Source organism: Streptomyces sp. NPDC048361 (genome assembly GCF_040651795.1).
Taxonomy (GTDB): domain Bacteria; phylum Actinomycetota; class Actinomycetes; order Streptomycetales; family Streptomycetaceae; genus Streptomyces.
In genome coordinates, this window is the sequence record NZ_JBEZKW010000026.1 from 22,864 (window position 1) to 48,707 (window position 25,844).

Genomic DNA, 25,844 nt, shown 5'->3' on the forward strand with positions numbered 1-25,844 from the left:
GGCACCGGTCATGGACGTGAGCCTGCCCAGTCGACTGAGTGCTGCCTTCATGTGTGCTGTGTTCCTCGCCTGCGCCTAGTTGATCACTGGTGGTACGTGCCCCGGCCGGTCCGGCAACGGAGACTCTTCATCCTCAACCAGGTGGCCAGGACTCTGTGCACCCTCCCCCTCTTCGCCCTTGGCTTCGTCACCGGACCTCCGCACGAGCCCGGCACCGCCGTTGGTGAAGCCATTGCGGGCCGCCTGAGCCTTCGACACCCTGCCCTGTGGCGTGCCAACGACTCCATCGCTGCCCCCCGCCGGGCGTCGATTGCTCGGCGCCTTGCTCGATGCGGTGCGGTCCTGCGCTCCGATGGCCCCGCGCTGACCGGGGCGTGACGCCGACTGCGCCGAAGACGCGGGTTGCCCGCCACCGACGACCGAGGATCTCGGCGCGCGTGGCCCCTGCGAGCCGTTGGTCATGCCGCTCGGGCGTCCACCGGAAATCCCCTGTCCGCGTCCCCCCGACGAACCTACCCGGCCCGCACTCGTATCGGCCGGCCGAGGGGTCCCACCTGTTACCCCCTGCGCCGTCGGCGTCCGTCCTGGAGCAGCGACTCCCTTGGGCCCGACTTGCCCAGGCCCGCCGGTACGCCCTGTGACACTCGAGACGCCCCGTTCCGTGCCGCTGGCCGAACCGGCTGCCGCCCGTGGTCCGGCAAAGGTGTCGCTCATCCTTTCCGGGGCCTTGCTGCCACCCCTCGCGAGCGGCGCCCATACGGCGCTGAGAGGCGGCGGCATGGGGCTACCGCCGGGACCGGTGACGCTGGTGGGCACAGTCGGAAGTGGAACCGTGGGCTGGCTCGTAGCCGACAGCGCAGGCCCCGCACTGTTCAGGTCGGTATGTACGACCCGATCGGGGGACAGCTCCTGCGGGAGCATGAGATCGCCCGGGTGGTGGCCCTGTGCAGTCGCTGCTTCCGAAAGGGAGCGCGCCGGAGTGACGCCCGCCGATGAGCTCCGGCTCGGGGTCGCTGAATCGACCGTGTAGGGGTGCGTTCCTGTCCGGTCCGCGCGGCCGCGGCCCGGGCTGACGGGGCCAAAACCGGGCTCCGGCTGCGGCACCCCCACCGCCGGCATCGGCTGAAACACAGGCGGCTGCTGCGCCGCCAGCGTCTGTTCCGAGACGGAATAGAACGACGACAGGCGGTTCATCTGGTTGATCGCCTCCTGGCGATCTTTCTCCGCCTTCACCGCCGCCTCGTACTCCGCGTTCCCCGCCACCCTCTTCTCCGCCGGCAGCTCCGTCGCCTTCACCGGCTCGGCGCGGTGGTCCCTGGGCGGCATCGCCTGGCGGACGGAGGCGAGGCCCATGCCCGCCGCGCTGATCTGGACCCCGGCCGTGCTCGCGAAGTCGCCCAGGTTCCTGGCGTGGCCGGCGAGGGCCTTGCCCCAGTCGCGGAAGGCGTTGCCTGCCTGGCCTTCCCAGGCGACGCGGGCGATGTCCTTGTCGAGGGTTCCGGCCGCTTCCTCGATCGCCTTGTGCGCGGCGAACAGCGCGTCCCCGGCGCTGGTGAGGTGCTCCGGATTGGCGTTCTCCACCAGGTCGATCATGTCGTTGAGCCGGTGGCCCTCGAAGTCGGTCGTGCCGAAGAAGCGGACCGGCCCTCCGAAGGGGAACATGCCGGACAGCGCCTGCGACGCCTCCGTGGTCATGTCGGTGACGCCCACCTGCTGGGTGACGCGCTGCTCCTCCGTGAGCGGCGGGGTCTGGGGCGAGGGGGCCCCCGGCTTGTTGTCGGTCATCGTCACCACCCCGTCCCGGAGGTCTTGTCGTCGGTGCGCTTCGCGTCCGGATGGCCGGACTTCGCGCGCTGCGCCGCGTCCGCGTCGTAGTCGATCTTGGTTTGGATCGCCCAGAACCGCTGTCGCGTCTCCTCGTCGAGGTTGTCGAACCCGACGTCCGCCCCGTGCACGGCGATGCCCATCGCCTCGATCTGGAGGCCCAGGGACTGCGAAAGGGAGGTGAGATGCTCGTGGACGCGGTGGTACTGGGTGTAGAGGCCGTCCGCCTCGGGGAACGCCGCGCCCCCCGCGCTGAAGGACGCGCGTGGGATCTGGTGGGACGCGAGCTTCGTGGAGCTGCCGTGCGACTCCTCGAAGGTGGTGAGCACCGTGTCCACCCGGCCCTTGAAGGTCTTCAGCGCCTCCAGGCCGCGGCTGAGGTCAGCCGTCATGGCCACCGCCCTCGCCCGTGCCCGCAGGACGCCTTCCCATGACACTCCTCCCCGTACGCGATTCCCGCTCGTCCTCGTGCGATCCGGCCGACCCGACCGGAAGGTGATCGTCACTCATCATCGACCCCGTTTAACACACCGCAGTCACTCTAACCATCGTCCGCACCTCGCCCAACAGGGATTTACCAGCCGCGAGTTGGCCCCGGGGTGCCTAGCCCGTCATGTCGCTCGGCCCACTCGGCCCACTCGGGTTCGCTCAGTTCACCCAAAGCTATGAACACCTGGCCCGCGGCGCATGAGTACGGCTACTCAGTTCCTTTCCGCCATCCGCCGGCTCCGGCGTCTCGCGTCTCTGATCGCCACCGCGGCGCCGCTGAGCACCGCCGCCGCTACCGCCGCGCCCGTCGCCACGTACATGGCGAGGCGTTGCGTGCGCTGTTCGTCGGTCTCGCCGAGGTGGAGGGCCGCGGGGGTGGGGGCGCGGGCGGGGGTGACGCCCTCGTGGGCGACCGGGGCTTCCAGAGGGTGGTCGTCCTCGGTGAGGGCGCGGACCGGGTCGACGACGCCCCAGCCGACCAGGCGGTCGTGGCCCGCCACCGAGCGTTCCGCGGTCTGCTGGATCTGCGTGACGATCTCGCGCTGGGTCCACTTGGGGTGCTTGGCCTTGATGAGCGCCGCCACTCCCGCGACGTACGGGGCCGAGAAGCTCGTACCGCTGTCGGCGCAGTGGCCGCCGCCGGGCACCGTGGAGACCATGTCGACGCCGGGCGCGGCCACGCCCACGAACGCGCCGGACTGCGAGAAGGCGGCCCGTTCGTTGTTGCGGTCGGACGCGGCGACCGCGAGGACGCCGGGGAAGGACGCCGGGTAGGTCTGCTTGACGTTGCCGCCGAGGCCGTCGTTGCCGGCCGATGCGACCACCACGATCTGCTGGGCCAGCGCCGCCTCCACCGCCTGTCGGAGGGTGCCCGCCGGTTCCACCGCTTTCGCCGTGTCCTGGGAGATGTTGATGACGTTGGCGCCGGCGCCGATGGCGTAGCGGATGGCGTCGGCCAGGGTGTCCGCCGTGCCGTGGCCGTCCGCGTCGTTCTGCTGGATGGGGATGATCGTGGCGTCGGGGGCCAGGCCCACGAAGCCGGTGCCCTTGGCAGGACGGGCGGCGATGATCCCGGCGACCTTCGTGCCGTGTCCGACGGTGTCCGTCGTGCCGTTCTCGGCGCCGCGCGGCAGCGGACGGTTGTCGGGGTCCTTGAGGTCCTTGGGCAGGAAGTTCTTGCCCTGGGCGGCGTCGACGGCCCCGGTCAGCTGGGGGTTCTTGGTGTCGACGCCCGTGTCGATGACGGCGACCTTCACGCCCTTGCCGGTCGACTGGTGCCAGAGCTCGTCCAGGAGTACGCGCTGGAGCGCCCAGGGGCGGCCCGCGTACGGCTTGGAGGGGAAGGAGCACTGGTCCCCGCCGCCGTCGTCGGCGGGGGCGGCGGCCGCGGGCGGGGCCAGCACGGTCAGGGTCGCCGCGGCGGACAGGGCAAGGGACTTGAGGACGTACGCCATGGTCGTGCCGCCCCTCACGAGCCCTGGGGCTGGCGGGCCGCCCCGGTGGACAGGCGGGGTCCGGTCGGCAGGTACGTGGACCAGCTCATGGGGATGGGGGCCGGCTCGGACTTGGCGTAGCCGAGCCTGGTCTGGGCCTGCTGGGCCTCCTGGTCGAGCTGTTTGCGCTGGTCGGCGGTGAGGCCGGCGCCCGAGTCGCCGTCGGCGCTGTCGCTGTTGGACTGCATGGCGTAGCGCAGGCCCGTGTCCGTCACCAGGAAGACGCCGCCCGCCGCGGTCTGGGCGCCCTGGACCTGGCGGAAGAGCTGGCCGGAGCCGGGCGTCACGTAGGCGCTGCTGGAGCCGGTGGGCAGGGGCGCGGGGAAGTCGGTGCCCGCCCAGGTGCTCATGGTGGTGGCGCCGCTGTCCTTGTCGACGTCGCGCAGCACGTTGCACACGGTGTTGCGGCTGCCGCTCGCGGTGCCCGCGTCGTTGACGGCGACCGGCGCCTGGCGCGGCCAGTGCTTCCCGGCCCCGAACTCCGTGGTCTCCGGCGTGAACTGGGAGGCGTTGGTCTCCGCGGCCCGGCCGGTCTTCATGAGGCTGCCGAGCGCCCTGCTGTTGAGGAGCAGCTTTGCCGTGAAGTCGGAGACCGGTGCGACCGTGCCCCGCTGCACGAGGTAGTACTGGCTGCCCGCGCCGTTGGGGGCGCGCAGCACCATGCCGATCCTGTCGGCGTCGGGGGTGAGCGTGCCGGGCACTCCGGCGGGGTCGCCGATCTTCCCCTCGACCTTGGGGAAGGCGATCGGGTCACCCGAACGAAGGGTCTCCAGCCACTCCTTGGACACGCGCTCGGGCTGCCGGCCGGAGCCGACCAGGGCGCGCAGCAGGAGCTCGTCGGAGCCCACCGGGTACTTGGTGCCCTGCGCGTCCACGACGTAGCGGGTCTTGTCCTCGGCTCCCACGACGTACATGAGCTGGCCGCCGGTCAGCCGTTCGGTCCCGTCGGTGCGGTTCTTGTCGCGGTCGGCGAAGACGAACGCGGCTTTCTGGATGGCGCGTCCGCCGTCGCCGGGACGCTCGCACACCGCCCAGCGCTTGGCGGATCCGGCCTCCTGCGGGGAGGGCAGCCGGTCGGGGGCGTAGGGGATGCCGAGGGTGGCGCCGCGGGTCAGGGAGCCCTTGTCGAGTACGGACTCGTCGACCTTGACGACCTCGCCCTTGTCGGGGTCGAGCAGGAGCTTGGCGGACGCCATGTTGAGGACGGGGTGCAGTTCCTTCTTGCCGTCGGTGGTCAGCACCACGTACCGGGTGGTCGACTTGCTCGCGATGATCACCTTCTCGCCGGGGGTGTCCCAGCCGGGCGGCGCGGTGGGTTTGAACATCCCCCACGCGCCGAAGGCGGCGAGCAGCACCACCGCCGCGATGGTGCCCGGCAGCACGGCGCGCAGTGGGCGCGGCGCCCCCTCCTCCGAGCCCGTCGGCGAGGGCTGGATGAATGACGCGAGCGTACGACGCTTCGCGAAGGTGTACGCGTTGAGCTCGTCCCGCCGTGATGCCATGAGTGTCCGCGTTCTCCATCGTCCCCGTGCGGAGCAGCGGGAGTGCGTCCCCCGCCCTGCGTTGTCAGACCGGCGACCTACTATGCCTGTTACGTGATCGTACGCCTGGGGCGGGTAGGGTGAGCGGGTCCTCAAGGGCCCCGTCGCCCAAGGGCTTTCGAGGGGTTCGGGGGGTTCAAGGATGGTTTCACCGACAGGGACTCGGCCGCGCTCGCGCGAGCGCTCCGGTGCGCCGGGCGGTACGGGTGCGCGGCCCGCGGGGCGTGCGGAGCCGTCCCCCGCGGCGGTCCGACAACCGCCGTCCGTGGCCGCCGGGCCGGTGACACCCCGCCTCAAATCCCGTTCCGGACGCTTTGGTTCGTTTCGTCTGCAACAACTGATCCTGATCGAATCGGCCGTGGCGCTGCTGTTCGCGGCGTGGGTCGCGGGCCCGATGGCGCTGGTGCCCGCGGGCGTCGTCGCGGTGGCCCTCGTGCTGCTCGCGGTGGTACGCCTGCGGGGGCGCTCACTGCCCGAACGGCTGGGCACCGCCTGGGCGCTGCGCCGGCGCCGGCGAGGGGCGGGCGCCACCGTGGTGCCGCCGGGCACCCTGCCGGGGCTCGCGCCGGCCGTGGAGTGCGATCCGACGCTGCGCACCTACAGCCATGGCGACCGGGACCAGCGGCCGATCGGGATGATCGGTGACGGCGGGTTCCTCACGGTGGTCCTCCAGGTCGAGTCGGACGCGACGGCGCTGCGGGCCGACCGCGCCCAACGCCCGCTCCCGCTGGCGCTGGTGCGCGACGCGCTGGACGTGGACGGCATCCGTCTCGAATCGGCACAGATCGTGCTGCACACCCAGCCGGCGCCGGCGCTGCGGCTGCCCCAGCAGTCGGTGGCGGTCACCAACTACGCGCCGCTGCACGCCCAGACCGCGTCGCCGGCGATCCGCATCACCTGGATCGCCCTGAAACTCAACCCCGAGCTGTGCCCGGAGGCGGTGGGCGCGCGGGGCGGCGGCATCGAGGGCGCGCAGAAGTGCGCGGCGCGCACCGCGCTCCACCTGGCGAGCCGGCTGACCGGCGCCGGTCTGCACACCACGGTGCTGACCGAGGAGGAGCTCGCGGACGCGGTGGCCACGTCGGCGTGCGCCAATCCGCTGGTCACCGCGCAGGCGGGGCGCACGGAGACGCCGCAGCGACGCACCGAGGAGTCGAGCCGGTCCTGGCGCTGCGACAACCGCCGGCACACCACGTACTGGGTGCGGCGCTGGCCGAGGATCGACGCGGCCTCGGGGACCGGCGGGCTGCCGCAGTTGGCCGCTCTCCTGACGGGGATTCCCGCGCTCGCGACCACCTTCAGTCTCACCATCGCGCGGACGAGTGCCCAGGAGGCCACCCTCACCGGCCACGTCAGGGTCACCGGCCGCAGCGAGGCCGAACTGGCGGCGGCCCGGCAGGCGTTGACACGCACCGCGCGCGAGGCGCGGGCCGGGCTTGTGCCGCTCGACCACGAGCAGCTGCCCGGCATGCTCGCCACGCTCCCCTTCGGAGGCGCCCGCTGATGGCCACCACGACTTCGGCCGCGAGTCCGCGCCCCGGGCTGCGCACCGGCTTCGGCCTCATCGGCCCGCGCCACCGCCGGCACGCCCTGTCCATCGAGCAGTTGGACGCCCTGGCGCTGCCCATCGGTGACGACGGCGTGGTCGTCGGTGTGGACACCGAGGGCCGGCCCGCGGTGCTCGGCGTGAGCAGGCCGACCGCGTACGACATCGTGTTCATCGGCGGACTGTGGACCGCGCAGGTGCTCGCGCTGCGCGCCGCGGCGACCGGCATACGGGTCGCGGTCGAGACCGGCCGCCCCCAGGCCTGGGCCCAGCTGGTGCACGCGATCGCCAGCCAGAGCGGCATGACGGTGCACGAGGTGGGCCGGGTGCCCCCGCTCGGCGCGTCGGCGGGTGAGCCGGTGCTCGTGGTGCGGGACTGCGGGATGCGTCCGCCACGCGGGCGCGTGGTGTCGGCGCCCTGGCAGGCGGTGCTCACCCTGCTCCCCTATGTGAGCCCAGTCGCACCCCGGCTGGTCCGCCAGGCCCGCCTCGTCGGTGTGCAGCGGGTCTCGCCGGACGAGGCCGCCCAGCTGAGCCGCATCATGAACCTGCCGCGCACCGAACAGGAGACGCTCTCGACGCTCGCGGACGGCGTCACCCTCTGGTGCAACGACCGTGACCGCTCCTTCACCATGACGCAGGCCACCGACACCGAGACCGGATTGTTGGGGAACGCCCGACGGGTCGACTGACGCGGGGCGCGGCGCGGGAGTTGACCCGTTCCGTCGCTTTCGTCCCCCACCCGCCGCCCCGGTCCGGCCACTTCGGCGTGGCCCGTGAGGCGGGGGTGACGAAGGGGACAGGGGCTGGGGGCGGCCGGGCCTGCCGTCGCGCTATTGACGACGATTAGGGTGGGACGGACCGGGGGCAGGGACCCCACGGCGAGAGTGTGTCGTCCGTACGGTTCCGAACGGTTCCGTACGTCCGAGGATGTCGCGGCGCTCGCGGTGGGCGGTGCGGACGACCGCGTACGATTCCGCGCCGATCGCACGGGCGCATCGCACGGGCGTGGCACCACCCTCCGCCCGTACCAGCCCATGGGACCTCACGACCTCCACCCGGTCACAGGCGAACGAAAGGAAACCGGTGAACAGCGACCAGGACCAGTTCCGCACCGGCGGGAACGCGCGCGACGAGAATCGGTCCGACGCCGATCCCGAGACCACGGGTGAGTTCACCATCGACATCGACTACACCCCGCCCGCCTGGTACACCCAGGGCGCGCAGGACACCCCGTCCCCGGCTCCGGCCGCGGGTCCCGATGAGCGGGCCGGCGCCCCGGGGGCCCCGCTGCCGCCGCCCGCCGGTGCGCCTTTGGACGTGCCCGGGCTTCCGCAGTCCGGCGGTTTCCAGCCGAGCTGGAGCCCGGCGCCGCCGCCGGGCCCTGCGCCCATGGCGTCGGCCACCCCGCCGCCGCCCGCCTTCCCCGGGCCGGTGCAGCCGGGGCCGGTCCACCCGGCGCGCACGTCCGCGCCCGCGCCGGCACCCACGTCCGTGCCCTCCCCCGACGCCCACCGTCCCGTGGACGAGGGCCAGGCCTTCGGCGGCGGCGACATCGAGAGCGGCGCCACGATGCGCTTCTCCCCCTCCGCCCTGAAGCGGGAGTTCGAGCAGCTCGAAGCGGCCGCCGCGGCGGCGCGGGGCGAATCCGCCCCCGCGTCCCACACTGACGGCCCGTCAGCAGTGGTTCCCAGCCGCCCCGCGCCCGAGTCCCCTTCGCCGCAGGGCCCGACCTCGGCGGCCGACTCCGGCAACACGGCGGACCATGCGGTGGCGGGAGAGCACCCGGGTGAGCAGTACGCCTGGGCGCCCGACGCGGCCGCGCCCTCGACCACGGCGCCCCCCGCGAACGAGCCGCGCGCCACGGACACGACGGACACCACAGCCCAGGCCGACACTGCAGACACGGCCGACACGACGGGCTCGGCTTACACAGCCGACACCGCGGGCTCGGCGGGCTCGGCGGGCTCGGCGGGCTCGGCCGGCTCGGCGGACTCCGGGAAGCCGGCGGAGTCGACCGGTCCCGATGCCGCCTCCGACGCGTCCGACGCGTCCGACGCGTCCGACGACGCATCCGACGACGCCTTCGCCGGACGCCTCGACGGTACGTCCGCCGTGTCGACCGACGCCGGTGAGGCACCCGGGACGCCCCTGGCTCCCGAGGCGGCCGAAGCCGAGGCACCGGCCGGCGGGCGGGAGTCCGGCCCCGGCCAGGACGCCGCGCCGACCGACAGCGCGCCCGCTCCCGCCGCCGCGACCGGCGGCGCCCCCTCCGGTTTCGCCACGGACGCCGCGTCCGCCGATGCCCCCGCCGATACCGCCGACGGCCCGGCTCCTGACGCCGGGACCACGGACGCCGCCCCGGCCGGCCCGGCTCCTCTCACGGGCGCTGCGCCCGTTCCGCACGACGCCGTGCCCGCTCCGCAGGACGCGGCACCCATCGCCGACGCCGTGCCCCTGTCCGACGCCCAGCCGATCGCGGACGCCGTGCCCGTCGCCGACGCCGTGCCGGGGGGCGCCGCCGCGCCGGAGCCTCAGGACGCGCCGCCCGCCCCGGCCGGCCAGCCGTGGGCAGCGAGTCCTCAGGCGCAGCCCGGACTTCCGCCGCTGCCGCCCGCGTTCCAGCCCGCCGCGCCCACCCCGGCGCCGCAGTGGCCGGGTCAGGCGCAGCCGCAGCCCGCCCCCTCGGGCGCCGTCCCGGATCAGGGGGCCCCGGCACCGGCGTGGCCGCAGCAGCAGCCGAACGGATACGGCTTCCCGCAGCAGAACGCGTACCCGCCGGGCGACCCCAACTCCCAAGCGGCGCAAGGCGGTTACGGCTTCCCGCACCCGAATGCCGCCCCGCCGGCCACCCCGCCCGCCGGGCCCGCCCCGGCTGCTCCTCAGGGCGGCTACGGCTTCCCCCGGCAAGGAGGAGCCCCCGACGCGCCGGCCCAGCAGGGTGGCTACGGCTTCCCGCACCAGGGAGCCGCTCCCGGGCCCGGCCCCTCGGCCGACCCCCGGTTCCCCGCACCGGCCGGCACACCCGACTCCCCTGCTCAGCAAGGCGGTTACGGCTTCCCGCAGCAGGCTCAGGGCGCCCAGGGCGAGGGCGTACCGCAGCAGGCCCAGCAGCCCCAGCCCGTCGATCCCCGGGCCGGGGCCGCATGGCCGTCGCCGGTGACGCACGACCAGCGTGAGCGGTCCATGCCCGGCGCCCCGCTCGGATACACGGCGGCCGTCGAGCTCTCCTCGGACCGGCTGCTGCGCAACAACAAGCCGAAGCCGAAGAGCAGCCGCGGTCCGGCCGCCGGTGCTTCGCGCTTCAAGTTCGGTGCCAAGAAGGAGGAGGCCGAGCGGCAGCAGAAGCTCAACCTCATCCGCACGCCGGTGCTCTCCTGCTACCGGATCGCGGTGATCTCCCTCAAGGGCGGCGTCGGCAAGACGACCACGACGACGGCGCTCGGCGCGACGCTGGCCACCGAGCGGCAGGACAAGATCCTGGCGATCGACGCCAACCCGGACGCCGGCACGCTCGGCCGCCGGGTGCGCCGCGAGACCGGGGCCACCATCCGCGACCTCGTCCAGGCGATCCCGTACCTCAACTCGTACATGGACATCCGCCGCTTCACCTCGCAGGCGCCCTCCGGCCTGGAGATCATCGCCAACGACGTGGACCCGGCGGTGTCCACGACGTTCAACGACGAGGACTACCGGCGTGCGATAGACGTCCTGGGCAAGCAGTATCCGATCATTCTCACCGACTCGGGTACGGGTCTGCTCTACTCCGCCATGCGTGGCGTTCTCGACCTCGCCGACCAGTTGATCATCATCTCGACGCCGTCCGTGGACGGTGCGTCCAGCGCCTCCACCACGCTGGACTGGCTCTCGGCGCACGGCTACGCCGACCTCGTGCAGCGTTCGCTCACCGTCATCTCCGGGGTCCGCGAGACCGGCAAGATGATCAAGGTGGACGACATCGTGCAGCACTTCCAGACGCGCTGCCGCGGTGTGGTCGTGGTGCCGTTCGACGAGCACCTCGCGGCCGGCGCCGAGGTGGACCTCGACATGATGCGGCCCAAGACCCGGGAGGCGTACTTCAACCTCTCGGCGCTGGTGGCGGAGGACTTCGTACGGGCCCAGCAGCAGCAGGGGCTGTGGACGGGCGACGGCAACAACCAGCCCCCGCGCGTCGCGCCGCCCATGCCAGGCGGTCAGGGCGCCCCGGGCCAGCCCTATCCGGACCAGGCGCAGCCGTACCCGGGCCAGCCGCAGCCGGGCCAGCCGTACCCCGGTCAGCCGCAGGCACAGCCGCAGCCCTACCCCGCGCAGGGGCAACCGGCGCCGGGCCGGCCGTTCCCCCACCAGGCTCAGCCGCAGCCGGGCCAGCCGTTCCCGAACCAGGGCGGGCCCCAGCCGGGCCAGCCGTACGGGGCGCGGCCCGGACAGCCCGCCCCGGGGCAGCCGTTCCCCAGCCAGCCGCAGCCGCAGCCCGGTCAGCCGTTCCCCCACCAGGGGCAGTTCCAGCCGAGCGGGCCGCAGCCGGGCGGGCCCGGCGCGCACCAGCCGATGCCGGGCACACCCGGCGCACCCGGCGCACCCGGCGCACCCGGGCAGCCCTACCCCGGACAGCCGTATGCGGCCCAGCCCGGGCAGCCCGGCCAGCCCTACCCCGGCGCCCCGCTGCCGCCCCCCGGATGGCAGCAGCCGCAGCCGCCCGCGGGTGAAGGCGCCCCCGGCGAACCCGAGTCGCAGGGGTCCGTGCCTCCGCCGGGTTGGCCGGGGCAGGACGGCGGGGGCCACGCCCCGCAGCCGCCGTCAGCGCCGCAGCAGTAGGGCGCCGCAGGGTTGAACCCAATGGACCAATGGGGGCCCACACCGTTCGAACGGTGTGGGCCCTTCGGTGTTTCCGCAGACCAAATGGCCTGCCCATGGCCCGCCACGCATCGTTGACACGTCTAGACCACGCTGGTAGACCTTCGCCCACGCCCGCCGCCACCTCCGGATGACGCGAGGTCACCGTCCATGGCACGAACACTCCTGACGCGCGGGACTCTCCGCCCGTCGCGGCCCCGCGCCGCCACCGCCGCGGCCGCCCTCGCGCTCACCGCGGCGGTCCTCCTCCCCGCCCAGGGCTCGGCGGCCGACGACGCCAAGGGCGGGCGGAAGGTGCTCACGGTCGCCGTCTCGCAGAGCGTCGACTCGCTGAGTCCCTTTCTCGCCCAGCGGGTGATCAGCACCAGCGTGCACCGCCTGATGTACCCGTACCTCACGGACTACGACCCGAAGGACGGTCACGCGATCGCGGGGCTCGCCACCGCGTGGCAGGTCTCGCCGTCCAAACTCACCTGGACGTACACCATTCGGGGGAACTGGCGGTGGTCGGACGGCCGGCCGGTCACCGCTCGGGACGCGGCCTGGACCTTCAACAAGATGATGAGCGACAAGGGCGCGGCGACCGCCGCCGGCAGCTTCGTCGCCAACTTCGACAAGGTCACCGCGCCCGGCCCGGCGACACTCGTCATCGCACTCAAGCGGCCTCAGGCGACGATGACGGCGCTCGACGTGCCGATCGTGCCCGAGCACATGTGGAACAAGGTCCGCGACTTCACCACGTACAACAACGACCGGCACTTCCCCGTCGTCGGGGCGGGGCCGTTCGTGCTGAGCGACTACAAGGTCGACCGGTACATCAAGCTGAGGCCGGACAAGAGCTTCTGGCGGGGCGCGCCCAAGTTCGACGAGCTGGTCTTCAAGTACTACAAGGACAATGACGCAGCGGTCGCGGCGCTCCGCAAGGGCGAGGTGTCCTTCGTCTCCAACTTGACGCCCGCGCAAGCGAGTTCACTGAAGTCGGCGCCGCACATCAAGGTCAATGACGCGCCCGGCCGGCGCTTCCTCGCGCTCGCCACCAATCCCGGTGCGCGGTCCGGGGACGGGCAGCGGTTCGGCGACGGCAACCCGGCGCTGCTCGATGTGCGGGTGCGCAGGGCGCTGTTCGCGGCCGTGGACCGGAGGATGCTCGTCGACAAGGTGTTCCAGGGGCACGCCGTCGAGGGCCAGGGCTACATCCCGCCCCGGTTCGCCGACTACTTCTGGACACCGTCCGCCGCCCAGAAGACGTCCTACGATCCGGCGAAGGCGGCCGCGCTGCTCGATGAGGCGGGGTACCGCGAGGGCGCCGACGGGCGGCGGACCGGCGAGGACGGCAAGCCGCTCGCTCTGCGGTTGCTCTGTCACGCCGTCGACCCCAACGACAAGGCCATCGGCAAGTACCTCCAGGAGTGGTGGGGCAAGCTCGGTGTCGGCCTGACGGTCGACTGCGTCGACAACGTCACCGACCCCTGGGCGGCCGGCGAGTACGACTTGGCCCTCGACGGCTACTCGGTGAGCCCCGACCCGGACTATGTGCTGTCCATCCACACCTGCGCCGCACTGCCCGCCAACCCGAAGGTGAGCGGCCGTACGGACGACTTCGTCTGCGACCGGCGGTTCGACGAGCTGTATGCGGAGCAGTTGGCGGAGTACGACACCGCCAAGCGGGCGGACCTGGTCAAACGGATGGAGTCACGGCTGTACGACACCGGGTACATCAACGTCATGGCGTACCCCAACGCGGTCGAGGCGTACCGCACCGACCAGATCGCGTCGATCACGACGATGCCCGAGGCCGCGGGCAACCTCTACGGTCAGGACGGCTACTGGAGCTGGTGGTCGGCGGTGCCCGGGCCGGCCGCGGGCGCCGAGCGGCACGGCGGGGCTTCGGCGGGGCTCGTCCTCGGCATCGTCGCGGGCGCCGTCGTCCTGGCCGGGATCGGCTCGTTCCTGCTGCTGCGCCGCCGGGCCGGCGCCGACGACCGTGAGTAGCCGATGACGACCGCGGGTTCGGCCGAGACACCCGCCGCGGTCGTCGAGGCGCGCACGGGCCCACGGGGTCGCCGCTTCGCGGCGGCGGGCCCGCTGCTCGGGTATCTGCGGTATGTGGGCGGCAAGCTGGCCGGGGCGGTGATCTCGCTGTTCGCCGTCCTCGTGACGAGTTTCTTCCTGTTCCGCATCGTGCCCGGCGACCCGGTCCGCACCATGACCCATGGGCGACAGGTGTCCGCGGAGCAACTGGCCGCGTTGCGAAGCCAGTTCGGGCTCGATCTGCCGCTGTGGCGGCAGTTCACGGAGTACTGCGGCCGGGCGCTCGTGGGCGATCTGGGCACCTCGTACCAGTTCCACGCCCCGGTCGGCTCGCTCATCGCCGAGAAACTGCCGGCGACTCTGCTTCTGACGGGGACGGCCGTCGTCCTGTACTCGGCGCTCGGCATCTGGCTCGGCACCCGCTCGGCCTGGCGCAGCGGCGGGCTCGGGGACCGGTTCCACACGGGGCTCGCGCTGACGCTGTGGTCGGTGCCGTCGTTCTGGCTCGGGCTGCTCCTCATCATCACGTTCTCGGTGGGCGCGGGCCCCGTCCCCGGCCTGTTCCCGACCGGGGGCATGGAGTCCGGCGACACGAGCGGCCTCGCCCACGTCCTGGACGTCGCCCATCACCTGGTGCTTCCGGTGGTCACGCTGGTGGCGGTGCAGTACGCGCAGACTCTGCTGGTCATGCGGTCCTCGCTCCTGGACGAGATGGGCGGCGACTACCTGACGACGGCCCGCGCGAAGGGCCTGCGCGACGACGCGGTGCGCCGCCACCACGCAGTGCCCAACGCGCTGCTGCCCACGGTCACCATGCTCTTCATCAACCTGGGCCATGTGGCGGCCGGTTCGATCCTGGTGGAGACGGTGTTCTCCTGGCCGGGGCTCGGCAGCCTCTTCTACCAGGCCCTGAGCGTTCCCGATCTGCCTCTGGTGCAGGGCCTGTTCATGGTGTTCGCGGGCGCGATGATCGTGATGAACCTGCTGGCCGACCTGATCTACCCGCTGCTCGACCCAAGGGTGGGCCGATGACGACCGATGCGAGGGGAGCCGATGACGACCGATGCGAGGGTGGGCTCTTGACGTGTGCTGCAAGGGTGGGCTCATGACGTGCTGCAAGCGTGGGCTCATGACGTCGGCCTCGTCCGCGCCGCCGCCCGGGCCGGGGGTGGCCCGGTGACCGCGAGCGCCGCCCCCGGCACGGCGGGCTCCCTCGCCTGGGCGCGCCGCCGCGACTCCGTGGCCCGTTTCTGGCGCGCCTACCGTACGCACCGGGCCGGCCTGTACGGCCTGGCGGGCCTCACCGTCATCGTCCTGGTCGCACTCACGGCGCCGCTGACCGTCGGCGACGACATCCAGAGCGTGACCACCGCGCCCGGCGGCGCCCTGGAGTCGCCGAGCGGTCAATTCCCGCTCGGCACCGACCAGTTCGGGCGCTCGCTGCTCGGCCTGCTGGTCTGGGGCGCCCGGGTCTCGCTCGCGGTGGGGCTGCTCGCGGCCGCTCTCAGCGTGGCGATCGGCACCCTGGCCGGGGTGGTCGCCGGCCACTACGGCGGCTGGCCGTCGACGGTCCTGATGCGGATCACCGACTGGTTCCTCGTGATGCCGACGCTGGTGCTCGCAATTGTGCTCGCCACCGTTCTGTCGCACAGCGTGTGGACGGTGGTCCTGGCGATCGGTGTGACGTCGTGGCCGACGACGGCCCGGCTGGTACGGGCGCAGACCATCGCCGTCGAGTCGCGCCCGTACATCGAACGGGCCCGCGCGCTCGGCGGCGGCCACCGTCACGTCATGAGCCGTCATGTGCTGCCGAACGTGATGCCGCTGGTCCTCGCGCAGACCACACTCGGCATCTCCAACGCCATCCTCACCGAGGCGACCCTCGCCTTCCTGGGGCTGGGCGATCCGACGGTGGTGTCGTGGGGCGGGATGCTCCAGGACGCCCGTGAGGCGGGCGCGGTCTCCTCCGGCCACTGGTGGTACCTGGCGCCGCCCGGCATCGCGATCGCCCTGGTGGCGCTGGCGTTCACGCTGTGCGGCCGGGCCGTCGAAGCGGTCCTCAACCCGAAGCCGGGGGTGCGATGAGCCTGCTGGAGATCAAGGACCTGCACGTCACGTACGCCGACGGTGCGGCGGCGGTGCGCGGGGTCGACCTGACGATCGGGCCCGGCCGCAAGCTCGGCATCGCGGGCGAGTCGGGGTGCGGGAAGTCGACGCTCGCGATGGCGGTGCTGCGGCTGCTTCCCTCGTCGGCGAGGGTGACGGGCTCGGTGCTTCTCGACGGCGAGGACGTCCTTTCCATGCGGTGGGGGCGGCTGCGGGCGGTTCGCTGGGCGGGCGCGTCCATCGTCTTCCAGGGGGCGATGCACTCGCTCAACGCGGTGCACCGCGTGGGCGACCAGATCGCCGAGCCGATCGTGCTGCACGGTCTCGCGTCGCCGGCCGGGGCCCGCGAGGGGGTCACCGGGCTGCTCGAACAGGTGGGCCTGCCGGCCGCCCGCGCAAGCGCCCATCCGCACGAACTGTCCGGCGGCCAGCGCCAGCGCGTGATGATCGCGATGGCCCTTGCGTGCGCCCCCGACCTGATCGTCGCGGACGAGCCGACGACGGCGCTCGACGTGATGATCCAGGCGCAGATCCTGCGGCTGATCGAGCGGCTCGTGGCCGAGCAGGGCATCAGCCTGCTCATGATCAGCCACGATCTGGCCGTCCTCGCCGACACCTGCGACCGGCTCGCGGTGATGTACGCGGGGCGCGTAGTCGAGGAGGGTCCGGCGCGGGCGGTCTACCGAGCGGCCCGGCACCCCTACGGCCGGGCCCTGTCCGCGGCCTTCCCGCGCATCGGCGACCCCGCGTCGCGCCGCGCGCCCCGCGGCCTTCCCGGCGATCCGCCCGACCCGTCCGCACTCCCTCCGGGGTGCACCTTCCACCCGCGCTGCCCGGTCTCGACCGACGCCTGCGCCGTGGCCGACCAGGAACTGCGCGCCGCGGGCCCGGACCACCGGGCGGCCTGTGTCCACGCCGGGCCCTGGCCGGGGAGCACCGCATGACGCCGAGAAGCACCGTATGACGGCGAGAAGCACCGCATGTGACATCCAAGGAGCACCGCATGACGCCGAGGGGCACCCTGTGACGCCGAGGAGCACCGTATGACCACCGTGCCCGCCCCGCTCCTCAGCGCCGCGGGACTGCACGTCACCTTCCCCGGGCGGCGTGGCGCCGCGCCGGCCCGGGCGGTCGACGGCGTCGAACTCACCGTCGGCGCGGGCGAGATCGTCGCCCTGGTCGGCGAGTCGGGGTGCGGCAAGACGACGCTCGCGCGCACCCTGCTCGGCCTGGTCGCCCCGACGGCAGGCGGCGTCAGCTTCGACGGCGCCCCGCTGGACCACCATCCGCGCGCCCTCAAGGCGTACCGCAGACGGGTCCAGCTGGTCCTCCAGGACCCGAGCGGGTCGCTCAACCCCCGGCACACGGTGTACGACGCGGTCGCCGAGGGCCTGCGTATCCACGGATCCCCGCGCGACGAGCGGGAGTTGGTGGCCGAGGCGCTGTCACGGGCGGGTCTGCGCCCACCCGAGCGGTTCTTCCTGCGCTACCCGCACGAGCTGTCGGGGGGTCAGCGCCAGCGGGTGGTAGTCGCGGGCGCGCTCGTCCTGAAGCCCGAACTGATCGTCGCGGACGAGCCGGTGGCCTCGCTCGACGCGTCGGTACGCGGCGAGATCCTGGCCCTGCTGCTGCGCCTGCGGGACGAGCTGGGCCTCTCCGCACTGGTGGTGACCCACGATCTCGGCCTGGCCTGGAACATCGCGGACCGGGTGGCGGTGATGTACCTGGGCCGCATCGTGGAGACAGGCCCGGTCGAGCACGTCCTGACGCGCCCTCAACACCCTTATACACAAGCCTTGTTGTCGGTGCTGCCGGAATCCCCGGGCGACCCGGTGGTCCTCACCGGCGAGGCTCCCGACCCGTCCCGCGTCCCCGACGGCTGCCGCTTCCATGCCCGCTGCCCGGTCCTGGCCTCGGGCGAGGCCGACCGCAAGGGCGTGGCGGAACGCTGCCGCACGGAGGACCTCCCGGTCCTGGCGGGCGGCACGGCGGCCCAGGTGGCGTGCCATTGGGCGGGGGCGGTCAGGGCCGGTTGAGGGCGTTGCGGGCGCCGACTTCGGAGGGGAGTTCGCGCACCCAGCTGACCCCGCAGAGCATGCCGATCCACCAGGCCACGCACGGCGGGAAGAGGGGGGCGAAGAACAACAGCCGCCCGCCGCGCCTGCCAAAGTCCGGGTTCGCGCTGCCCCGCCCCGACCGCCTCTGACGCCGCAGGACCCAGGCCCGCTCCGGGGTGGGCGGGTCGGCGAGTTTCGCCCGGACGATGCGCTGGCCCGTGATCCAGCCCCGGACCAGAAAGACCAGGCCCAGCACGCCCATGGCGATGTTGACCGCCCGGTGCCAGCCGGTCGGCAACCCCGATTCGACGCCCCGCCACATCGCCACTGGGATCAGCCCGAACAGGCTGGCCAGGACGATCTGCAGCCCCACCGCCGCGACGCGGCGGAACCAGTAGCCCACGCCGCGCCGATACCAGGAGGTGCCCAGGAGGGGGATTTTCGCGGGGGCCGCGCTGTCAGAGGAGGCTCGTGAAGCCATGCCACGCCTTCTTTGCTCCGTCACCCACGTCGCTGCCGAGCCGCTTGAGGTCGCCCCAGGTGTTGGAGCCGACGTTCTTCGTGCCCTGCCAGACCCCGCCGACCACTCCGTGGTCGTGAATGTCCTCGCTCCAGTGCTCGTGGAATGCCTCGTCGGCCAGATCGGTCACACCGATGACGACGAAACCACCCACCCCCGCGACCAGAGCGACCGGCACCGTGACCTCCGAGGTCGCCACGAGAGCCATCACAGCAGCTCCGGCGCCGAGCCCACCCAGAGCCGCCCCTCCGTCGACCACCACGGAGTGCGTCCACGACCACCCCTTGTCATGGTCGTCCTTGGCTTCGAGGAGCCCGCAGACGCTTGCCGCCGCGACGTCCACCACCGGGATCTCTCTCAGGAACTCCGGAACGCTCTCCAGGCTCCTGCCCACCCGCAGCGTCTCGGCCACGTCCGCGATCTTGGTGTTCAGGGCGTGGTCGTAGGGCAGCTTCGAACTGCCGTGCTCGCCACGGGCGATGTCCGTCTCCAGACTGTCGAGCTTGCTCAACGCGTCCTTGTACGCGACGCGGGCCCCGGCGTCGTCCGGGAGGGCCTTGCCCTGCCTCTGCCACGCCTTGCGTTCGGCGCGCAGATCCTTCTTGGCGTCGTCGGCTTCCTTCTTGGCGTCGTCCAGCAGCTTGGTCGCGTCAAGGCCCGCCTTCCGCGTCCGCTCCGAGTCATAGGCGTAAAGCCCCCGCAGATAGTCCGCGATGGTGACCTTGTCACCGGGTGAGACCGCCGCGGTGTCTTCCGCGTACAGCTTCTGCAGCGCCTCCGCCGCGTCCAGGCGGGCCTGCTGGGCGGTGTGCAGGATTTCGTCGCGTACGGTCCCGTAGTCGGTGAGGGCCTTGATCGCCTTCTGCTCGCCCGCGTCCGGGTGCGTGCTGGTCATCAACTGGCCCGGCACGCCCATGGGTTGGATCGGCGCTCCGGCCCGCACCGCGACGTCCTCCGCGTTCTGCAAAGCGGCCTCCGCCGTGCCGAGGTGGTCCGCGAGGTCGGTGAGGATCTCGCCGGTCGCCTGGACCAGTTCGGCGAAACCGCCCGCCGTCATGGCGTCCTCGGTCCACTTGGCGCGGAACGACTCGGCCGCCTCGCCCTGCCACGCGGTGTCCTTCGCGAGCTCTTCGACACTCCCGCCCAGCGGCTTCACGATGGATTCCAGATCGGTCTTTGCCTTCTTGTAGGCCTCCCCCATGGTGCGCAGCGCACCGATGTCGCCGCCGACCCAGCTGTCCGTCATGTGCGGTCCTTCATCAGGTCGTCGAACAGGCCGTGCACGTCGATGTCGTGGCGCTGCATCGAGTCGTGCGCGTACCGCAGTTTGTCGCTGCGGTCGTCGAGGCGGTCCGACAGCTTTTCGTGCAGGCCGGCGATGAGGTCGGCCATCGACTTGATCGCCGCGTCGCAGCCGGCGTCACCGGAACCGGCGACCGCCGGGGTCACGTTCTGGTGCATCGTGCGATAGTCCTGGGCCGCCTTGTGGAAGGTGCCCGCCATCGCGTTCAGGTCCGCGAGGACCAGCTTCAGGTCGACACTCATGCCCGGGTCTCCTCGCCGCCGTACGCCCGCTCCAGGTCCTCGACGCGCCATCTGCGGCCGCCGGCGCCGACCGCCGGGTCGAGTCGCACCTTGGGGAGCTTGGCCTGACGCATCGCCTCGGTGAACGGGCCGAGCGGGACGGCGACCCAGGGCTGAGCCGGGCCGAGGGCTTCGACGAGGCCACGCAGGCTGGTGAAGGCGACCGGGACGGGCGGGCCCGAGGAGCCTGCCAGGAGTTCGTAGTCCACGCAGGGCGCGGCTCCGCCGCCGGGGTAGCGCGGATGGGCCGGGACGAACACCGGGGTGTGGTACGGCGGTACGCCTTGCTGTGCGCTCTGCGCCGGCGCGTCGCCGATCAGGGCGAGGAGGCGGGAAACGGGCTGGTCGCCCACGCTGTTCCCCCTTGTGAGGTGGGTTGAATCGCGGTTCAACCTACGCGCGGGTTCTGAGCCCCCTACGCCAGAAACCGCCCAAACCTGGCGCCTATGCAGAAGGGATGCCAGGACTTGGACGGTTTCGGATCAGTGATTGACCGGGACTTGACCGGTTGGCTCCGCCGGGCGACGCCGCAGCCGGTCAGGACCCGCCCGTTGACCGGGGCTGAATGGGGAGATCAGACAGCGGCCAGGCTCTTCGCCATGACCCGCTCCCTGCCCACCCCATCGGGCAGCAGATCGCCGGGCTCACCCGTGTCCGTGAAACCGTGCCGCTCATACAGCGCGGTCGCCTTGTGGTTGTCCGGCATGACGGACAACCGCAGCGTCGTGGCACCGCGCTCCACCGCCCATCGCTCGACCGCCTGGATCAGGTGGTCACCCACGCCTTTGCCCCGGGCCGTGGGGTCGACCCACATCGAGATCAACTCCACAGCCTCCGCTCCCTCGCCCGGCACCCCGCTGGTTATGCCCACCGGAAGGCCGTCGAGAAGCGCGATGAGATCGTGCGCGCCAGGAATCGACAGCCGGGCCCGCCAGCGTTCCTCTCGGTCGCCGGAGCCCTGCCACTGGGCCAGCGTCGATCCGAACGCGTAGGGCGCTTCAGCCAGCGCGGCCAGTCGCACCTCTCGCCAACAAGGCCAGTCGTCCTGTTTCACAGTGCGGAGTTCAAGCATGATCCAGACCCTGCCCTCCCGCCGGGGCGGGCCGCAAGTCGATTACTACTGGCCGCTCCTACTGGCCGCGCTCGGCCTCGTACGCCTCGATCAGTTCCGTGGACCGCTTCACGTCGTTGCCGATCGCTTCGAGGAGGTCCTCGATGGAGTCGAACTTGGCCATGCCGCGCACATAGGCGAGGAAGTCGACGGCGACGTGCAGGCCGTACAGGTCGAGGCCGACGCGGTCGATGGCGTACGCCTCCACCGTGCGCTCGGTGCCGTCGAACTGGGGGTTGGTGCCGACCGAGATCGCGGCGGGCATCCGCTCGTTGTCCGCAGTGAGCCAGCCCGCGTAGACGCCGTCGGCGGGGATCGCGGTGTGCGGCAGGGTCTCGACATTGGCCGTGGGGTAGCCGAGTTCGCGGCCGCGCTGGGCACCGCGTACGACGACGCCCTCGACGCGGTGCGGGCGGCCGAGGATCTCGGCGGCGCCCTCGATGTCGCCCTCGGTGACCAGACGGCGGGTCAGGGTGGAGGAGAACGGCTCGCCGCCGCCGGCCTCGCCGCGCACCCGCAGATCGATGACCTCGACCTCGTAGTCGTGGCCGCGGCCGAGTTCGGCGAGGACCTCGACGTTGCCCGCGGCCTTGTGGCCGAAGCGGAAGTTGGGGCCCTCCACGACGAGTTTGGCGTGCAACTTGTCGACGAGCACCTTCACCACGAAGTCGGCGGCGGAGAGCTTCGAGAACTCACTGGTGAAGGGGAGGATGAGAATCGCGTCGACACCGAGGTCCGCCATGAGCTCCGCACGCCGGTGGTGCGGGGCGAGCAGCGGCGGGTGGCTGCCGGGGCGTACGACCTCGCTGGGGTGCGGGTCGAAGGTGACCACGACGGACGGCACGCCCAGGGCGCGGGCGCGCTCCACGGCCCGCCCGATGATCAGCTGGTGTCCGCGGTGCACCCCGTCGTAGGAGCCGATGGTGACGACGCTGCGTCCCCAGTCCTGGGGGATGTCCTCCAAGCCACGCCAGCGCTGCACTGTGACCGCTCCTCGAACCCGTGTACGTCGTTGACCCTTACGCGTTATGCAGGTCTAAGACTGCCATGCCCGGCGCCCCGGGAACGCATCGGCATGGGAGTGCCCAGCGACTCCACGGCGCGGCGGGCGCCGGGGCCGACCACCGGGGCCCATTCGTGGGGAGCCTGGAGCAGCCATCCGGCGACCTGCGCGGCGAAGCCGGGCACCTCCTCGCACAGCTCGACGAGCCTCCTGTCGAAGGTCGCCGCACCCTCGGGCGTACGGGCGAAGAGGAGCCCGGTGCGGTGCACGAGGTCGTGGGTGCGCGCCTCGGCCCGCTGCTCCGAGCCGTGTGCGGCAGCGTGCAGCAGGGCCTCCACGACGGCCAGGTCCCGCGCGGCGTACCGCTCGAACGCGAGGAGCACGTCGAGCAGCTCGGCGCGCAGCGGCCGGGAGGCCCGGGCGCCGGGCGCGGCGAGGACGGGGGCGAGCGCGCACCGCACCTCGGGGTGGCCGCTGCCCCGCAGCAGGCTGGTCACCATCGGGAAGAGCACCGCGCGGGCCGCGGGACCGCAGGCCAGGCGCCGGTCCACGAAGGCCGCGATCTGCCCGGCCGCCTCGGGGTGGTGCTCGGCGTGTTCCTGGACGAGGGCGGCGGCGCGGCGGGCCAACGCCGGAGTGTCGACCTCGGCGAGCGCCGCGAGAAGGCCGGCGGTGCCGGCGCCGGCCGTGCGCAGTCGCGCCTGGAAGGCGGCGAGGACGGGCTCGGGGTGGGTGGGGAGGGCCGCGGCCAGGGCGGCGGCGGTGAGTGCGGGGTCGTTCGCTGCGTAGCGGGTGAGCGCCCGGTCGAGGTGGCGGTCGCGGGTGCGGGGGTCGCGGATCAGGAGGTCGAGTGCCGCGCCGTGCAGCGGGGTGTCCTCGCGGCGGGCGAGGAGGGCGAGGGCGGCGTAGCGCAGCAGGTCGCGGTCGGCCGCGGTGCGCACCCGCGGGGCGACCCGGGGCCCGTGGGCGGCGGCCGCGGCGCGTCTCTCGGGCCGCTCGTCGTGGGCCCAGCGGTCCACGGCGCGGCACAGCGCCGACGGTTCGTCCTCGGCGAGCTGCGCGAGGAGTTCCTCGGCGCAGGCGTGTCCGGTGGCGACGAGCGCTTCGGTGAGGTCGTCGACGGCGAGGGTGCGGCGCGTGTACAGGAGGGCCTGCGCGGCCCGGGCGACGGTGGGCCGCACGGGCGCCCCTTCGGGCACGGGCAGCGGCCGTTCGTCGGTGAACCAGCGGCACAGCAGCGGCTGTACGGTGGTCGGGTCCGCCGCGAGCCGGCGGTCGACGGCGTCCAGGTACCGCTCCCAGCCGGGCGTGGCGCCGGGCACCCCGTCGGCGGGCACCAGACGGCGCAGCAGGTCGAACCGGTCGGCCTCGCCGAGGCCCAGCCGCAGCCAGAACCAGGGCCCGAACTCCCCGAGCGGGCCCAGGTGTGCGGGCCCTCCCTCCCCCACCGAGCGGCGGCTGACCCGGTCCGCGAGCAGCCGCAGCACCTCCTGGTAGGGCCGTACGTCGGGAACGCGCAGCAGTGTTTCGGTGAGCAGGCGCACCGCCCACCACTGGGCGTCGGCGACACGGTCGCCCCCAAAGCCGGCCGCCGGTGTCCGGTCGAGTACGTCGACCAACTCCGTGAGTCGCAGGGCGAGTTGAGTGGATCCCTGTTCGCTCGCGAGCAGCAGCAGGGCTTCGAGTACGGGGCCGACGCGGTGCCGGGGCACCGGCAGGGAGCGGGCGGCGGGGGCGGGACCGGACCCCGGCGGGGGCGGCACATGGCCCGGCGGGACGGCGCTGACGGCGGGGCGCGAGGGGAGCCGCACGGTGCTCCGCCGGGGCTCCTGGTCGCTTCCGTCGTACCAGCGGTGCACCAGGGCGTACAGCGCGGCGTCGAGGTCGAGGTGGGCCGCCTGCACCCAGTCGGCGAACTCCTCGTGGGCGAACCGGTAGCCGGAGCCGGCCGGCACGATCAGCCCCTCGGTGAGCACCGCGGACGCCGCCCCCGTACGCCACGGGAAGATCTCCTCGAACGACTCCCGGTCGAGCTCGCCCTGGCCGGGGCCGAGGCAGCGCCGGGCCGCTTCGTGCACCTGTCCGGCCACCCGGGCCGCGAGGCGCCGCACCGCGTTTCCGCGCACCGGCGGACGGGCGGAGGCCGCGACGCGTACCGCGATCCGCAGGCACATCAGGTCGAGGTGGGCGGCGAAGACCTCCTCACGGTCGGGCCTGCCCTCGACGCCGTCGGGGAGCGCGGCCCGCACCTCGGCGAGCAGCCGCAGCGTCAGCGGGTGCCGGGCGTCGCGCTCGGCGAGTGCGCCCTCGGGGATGGCGTAGCGCTCCCGGGCCCGCTCCGCTTCCTCGTGGTCGAGGTCGCCGATGCGGACGGCGTCCGGCAGGCGGGGCTGCGGGGCCTCGTGCAGGGCGCCCCGCGGGTAGTGCGCGCCGGCCTGTTCCCAGTGTTCGGGCCGGCAGGCGACGACCATGCGCGCCCCGGCCGCACCGAGCCATTCGACGGTCGCCGTGGTCCAGGCGTCGAGCCGGTGGGCGAGCACCGGCGGCATCTCCTCCGGCGAGTCGAGCAGGACGACCAGCGGCCGCCCGGCGTCGAGGGCGAGCCGCGCCACCCGGTCGGGGGTGGCCGCTCCCTGCCCGGGCGCCGTGGGGGCGGCGACGATCCGCGCCGCCTGGTGCAGGGCGCGGGTGACGGCGTCGGCCACCGAGGTGTCGTCGGCCCGCAGGTCCGCGCCGCGCAGCCACAGCGTCGGCGCGGGTTCGGCGCCGCGGGCCCGGCGGGCGGCGAGCGCGGTGAGTTGGGTGGTGCGGCCGGTCCCGGGGTCGCCGACGAGGCCGAGCACCAGGGCCTCGCCCGCACAGAACGCCGCGAACTCGCTCAGCGTGGCGGGCCGTTCCACCGGGTCCTGCCAGGCGCTGGGGCCGCCCACGGATCCCACGGAGATGGCGGCGAGCTGGAGCGCCCCGGCCAGGTTGAGATCGGGGCCGTAGGCGGGGACGGTGGCGGCGTTGCGCCGCAGCAGTGCGGCGAGCGGTCCGTGCGCGGCGCGCAGCGGCACGGCGAAGCCGGAGGCGGGGTGTGCCGCGTGCAGCGCGGTCCCCACCACCCCGAGGACGGCTCCGGTCACCGGGTCGACGACGGGGCCCCCGCTGGCTTCGCCGCCGAGCCGCATCGCCTCGCTGCCGGCGGTGCCGATCGCCAACTCCAGTACGCCGCACAGGAGATGGAAACGGTCGGTGGCGGTGTAGGTGACGGCGGAGGTGCCGAGGACGCGTGCCTCGCGCCAGCCGTGGGCGGCGACCCGCACATAGGTGCCCGCGCCGGTGTCGGCGCGCGGGGAGATGGGCAGCGGCCGCACCCCGAGCCCGTCGGTGCGGACGAGGGCGAGGCCCGCCTCGGGCAGCGGGGTGAGATCGTCGGCCTCGGCGAGCCAGGTCCGCTCGCCGGGCGCGTGCAGGACGACGCGGCTCAGCCCGTCGACGGCCTCGTGGCTGGTGACGACGGTCCCTTGGTCGTCGGCGACGAACCCTGTTCCCCGGGTGCGCCCCGCCAGATCGCAGATCCGTACAAGCGTCTCCCCCTCCTCGCCGCCAGCCCCGCGTCCCATGTCCGAAACGGTAGTTCTGGGGTGATCCGCCCGAGAAGGTCTCCGAGGGAAAGCGCCCCATGTGCTCCTGCGGTTCA

At 73.1% G+C, this 25,844-nt stretch carries 19 protein-coding genes; 8 read left to right on the forward strand and 11 right to left on the reverse strand.

Features of this window, described 5'->3' with window-relative positions; translation table 11 throughout:
- Positions 1 to 75: 75 nt before the first annotated feature.
- The 4 genes from AB0D31_RS17020 to eccB form a co-directional block, all read right to left on the reverse strand.
- On the reverse strand, positions 76 to 1,785 hold the full coding sequence (locus AB0D31_RS17020; protein ID WP_362723128.1) for a hypothetical protein: 1,710 nt from the start codon (positions 1,783 to 1,785) through the stop codon (positions 76 to 78).
- A 2-nt stretch (positions 1,786 to 1,787) separates the two neighbouring features.
- The gene (locus tag AB0D31_RS17025) at positions 1,788 to 2,216 is read right to left on the reverse strand and encodes a hypothetical protein (RefSeq protein ID WP_362723131.1); all 429 of its coding nucleotides are present in this window, start codon (positions 2,214 to 2,216) and stop codon (positions 1,788 to 1,790) included.
- A gap of 309 nt (positions 2,217 to 2,525) precedes the next feature.
- Entirely contained in the window at positions 2,526 to 3,767 is a 1,242-nt protein-coding gene (mycP, locus tag AB0D31_RS17030) for a type VII secretion-associated serine protease mycosin (protein ID WP_362723134.1), read from the reverse strand.
- A 14-nt stretch (positions 3,768 to 3,781) separates the two neighbouring features.
- A complete protein-coding gene (eccB, locus tag AB0D31_RS17035; protein WP_362723136.1) occupies positions 3,782 to 5,308 on the reverse strand; it encodes a type VII secretion protein EccB in 1,527 nt (508 codons plus the stop codon).
- A gap of 181 nt (positions 5,309 to 5,489) precedes the next feature.
- Between eccB and eccE the strand changes: the two genes are divergently transcribed.
- From eccE to AB0D31_RS17075, 8 genes are all read left to right on the forward strand, one after another.
- Positions 5,490 to 6,851: a type VII secretion protein EccE gene (gene eccE / locus AB0D31_RS17040; RefSeq protein WP_362723139.1), complete on the forward strand. Its 1,362-nt coding sequence runs from the start codon at positions 5,490 to 5,492 to the stop codon at positions 6,849 to 6,851.
- The gene (locus AB0D31_RS17045) at positions 6,851 to 7,585 is read left to right on the forward strand and encodes a hypothetical protein (protein WP_362723141.1); all 735 of its coding nucleotides are present in this window, start codon (positions 6,851 to 6,853) and stop codon (positions 7,583 to 7,585) included. Before eccE ends, AB0D31_RS17045 begins: the two co-directional genes overlap by 1 nt.
- A gap of 394 nt (positions 7,586 to 7,979) precedes the next feature.
- On the forward strand, positions 7,980 to 11,708 hold the full coding sequence (locus AB0D31_RS17050) for an SCO5717 family growth-regulating ATPase (protein ID WP_362723144.1): 3,729 nt from the start codon (positions 7,980 to 7,982) through the stop codon (positions 11,706 to 11,708).
- 189 nt (positions 11,709 to 11,897) lie between these two features.
- Entirely contained in the window at positions 11,898 to 13,739 is a 1,842-nt protein-coding gene (locus tag AB0D31_RS17055; RefSeq protein WP_362723146.1) for an ABC transporter substrate-binding protein, read from the forward strand.
- 3 nt (positions 13,740 to 13,742) lie between these two features.
- On the forward strand, positions 13,743 to 14,810 hold the full coding sequence (locus AB0D31_RS17060; RefSeq protein WP_362723148.1) for an ABC transporter permease: 1,068 nt from the start codon (positions 13,743 to 13,745) through the stop codon (positions 14,808 to 14,810).
- A gap of 144 nt (positions 14,811 to 14,954) precedes the next feature.
- The gene (locus AB0D31_RS17065) at positions 14,955 to 15,863 is read left to right on the forward strand and encodes an ABC transporter permease (protein WP_362723278.1); all 909 of its coding nucleotides are present in this window, start codon (positions 14,955 to 14,957) and stop codon (positions 15,861 to 15,863) included.
- Positions 15,860 to 16,828, forward strand: a complete 969-nt coding sequence (locus AB0D31_RS17070; RefSeq protein ID WP_362723151.1) for an ABC transporter ATP-binding protein — start codon at positions 15,860 to 15,862, stop codon at positions 16,826 to 16,828. The genes AB0D31_RS17065 and AB0D31_RS17070 overlap by 4 nt, the downstream gene beginning before the upstream one ends.
- 99 nt (positions 16,829 to 16,927) lie before the next feature.
- A complete protein-coding gene (locus tag AB0D31_RS17075; protein WP_362723153.1) occupies positions 16,928 to 17,920 on the forward strand; it encodes an ABC transporter ATP-binding protein in 993 nt (330 codons plus the stop codon).
- On the opposite strand, the gene AB0D31_RS17080 is transcribed toward AB0D31_RS17075, so the two are convergent.
- From AB0D31_RS17080 to AB0D31_RS17110, 7 genes are all read right to left on the reverse strand, one after another.
- Complete coding sequence (locus AB0D31_RS17080) at positions 17,907 to 18,422, reverse strand: hypothetical protein (protein WP_362723156.1); 516 nt, start codon at positions 18,420 to 18,422, stop codon at positions 17,907 to 17,909. The genes AB0D31_RS17075 and AB0D31_RS17080 overlap by 14 nt on opposite strands.
- On the reverse strand, positions 18,400 to 19,707 hold the full coding sequence (locus AB0D31_RS17085; protein WP_362723158.1) for a WXG100 family type VII secretion target: 1,308 nt from the start codon (positions 19,705 to 19,707) through the stop codon (positions 18,400 to 18,402). Before AB0D31_RS17085 ends, AB0D31_RS17080 begins: the two co-directional genes overlap by 23 nt.
- On the reverse strand, positions 19,704 to 20,006 hold the full coding sequence (locus AB0D31_RS17090) for a DUF6317 family protein (RefSeq protein ID WP_362723161.1): 303 nt from the start codon (positions 20,004 to 20,006) through the stop codon (positions 19,704 to 19,706). Before AB0D31_RS17090 ends, AB0D31_RS17085 begins: the two co-directional genes overlap by 4 nt.
- The gene (locus AB0D31_RS17095; protein WP_362723164.1) at positions 20,003 to 20,398 is read right to left on the reverse strand and encodes an SAV_915 family protein; all 396 of its coding nucleotides are present in this window, start codon (positions 20,396 to 20,398) and stop codon (positions 20,003 to 20,005) included. The genes AB0D31_RS17090 and AB0D31_RS17095 overlap by 4 nt, the downstream gene beginning before the upstream one ends.
- A 221-nt stretch (positions 20,399 to 20,619) precedes the next feature.
- On the reverse strand, positions 20,620 to 21,117 hold the full coding sequence (locus AB0D31_RS17100; protein WP_362723167.1) for a GNAT family N-acetyltransferase: 498 nt from the start codon (positions 21,115 to 21,117) through the stop codon (positions 20,620 to 20,622).
- 58 nt (positions 21,118 to 21,175) lie between these two features.
- Complete coding sequence (locus AB0D31_RS17105) at positions 21,176 to 22,138, reverse strand: bifunctional riboflavin kinase/FAD synthetase (protein ID WP_362723170.1); 963 nt, start codon at positions 22,136 to 22,138, stop codon at positions 21,176 to 21,178.
- Positions 22,139 to 22,182: 44 nt separating this feature from the next.
- Positions 22,183 to 25,767 (reverse strand): serine protease, encoded by a 3,585-nt coding sequence (locus AB0D31_RS17110; RefSeq protein WP_362723172.1) that lies wholly within the window; start codon positions 25,765 to 25,767, stop codon positions 22,183 to 22,185.
- Positions 25,768 to 25,844: the final 77 nt, after the last annotated feature.

Excerpts from the sequence above, each read along its gene's own strand:
- AB0D31_RS17020 (WP_362723128.1), bottom strand. The coding sequence starts at position 1,785 with ATGACCGACAACAAGCCGGGGGCCCCCTCGCCCCAGACCCCGCCGCTC.
- AB0D31_RS17025 (WP_362723131.1), bottom strand. The coding sequence starts at position 2,216 with ATGACGGCTGACCTCAGCCGCGGCCTGGAGGCGCTGAAGACCTTCAAG.
- mycP (WP_362723134.1), bottom strand. The coding sequence starts at position 3,767 with ATGGCGTACGTCCTCAAGTCCCTTGCCCTGTCCGCCGCGGCGACCCTG.
- eccB (WP_362723136.1), bottom strand. The coding sequence starts at position 5,308 with ATGGCATCACGGCGGGACGAGCTCAACGCGTACACCTTCGCGAAGCGT.
- eccE (WP_362723139.1), top strand. The coding sequence starts at position 5,490 with ATGGTTTCACCGACAGGGACTCGGCCGCGCTCGCGCGAGCGCTCCGGT.
- AB0D31_RS17045 (WP_362723141.1), top strand. The coding sequence starts at position 6,851 with ATGGCCACCACGACTTCGGCCGCGAGTCCGCGCCCCGGGCTGCGCACC.
- AB0D31_RS17055 (WP_362723146.1), top strand. The coding sequence starts at position 11,898 with ATGGCACGAACACTCCTGACGCGCGGGACTCTCCGCCCGTCGCGGCCC.
- AB0D31_RS17060 (WP_362723148.1), top strand. The coding sequence starts at position 13,743 with ATGACGACCGCGGGTTCGGCCGAGACACCCGCCGCGGTCGTCGAGGCG.
- AB0D31_RS17070 (WP_362723151.1), top strand. The coding sequence starts at position 15,860 with ATGAGCCTGCTGGAGATCAAGGACCTGCACGTCACGTACGCCGACGGT.
- AB0D31_RS17075 (WP_362723153.1), top strand. The coding sequence starts at position 16,928 with ATGACCACCGTGCCCGCCCCGCTCCTCAGCGCCGCGGGACTGCACGTC.
- AB0D31_RS17080 (WP_362723156.1), bottom strand. The coding sequence starts at position 18,422 with ATGGCTTCACGAGCCTCCTCTGACAGCGCGGCCCCCGCGAAAATCCCC.
- AB0D31_RS17085 (WP_362723158.1), bottom strand. The coding sequence starts at position 19,707 with ATGACGGACAGCTGGGTCGGCGGCGACATCGGTGCGCTGCGCACCATG.
- AB0D31_RS17090 (WP_362723161.1), bottom strand. The coding sequence starts at position 20,006 with ATGAGTGTCGACCTGAAGCTGGTCCTCGCGGACCTGAACGCGATGGCG.
- AB0D31_RS17100 (WP_362723167.1), bottom strand. The coding sequence starts at position 21,117 with ATGCTTGAACTCCGCACTGTGAAACAGGACGACTGGCCTTGTTGGCGA.
- AB0D31_RS17110 (WP_362723172.1), bottom strand. The coding sequence starts at position 25,767 with ATGGGACGCGGGGCTGGCGGCGAGGAGGGGGAGACGCTTGTACGGATC.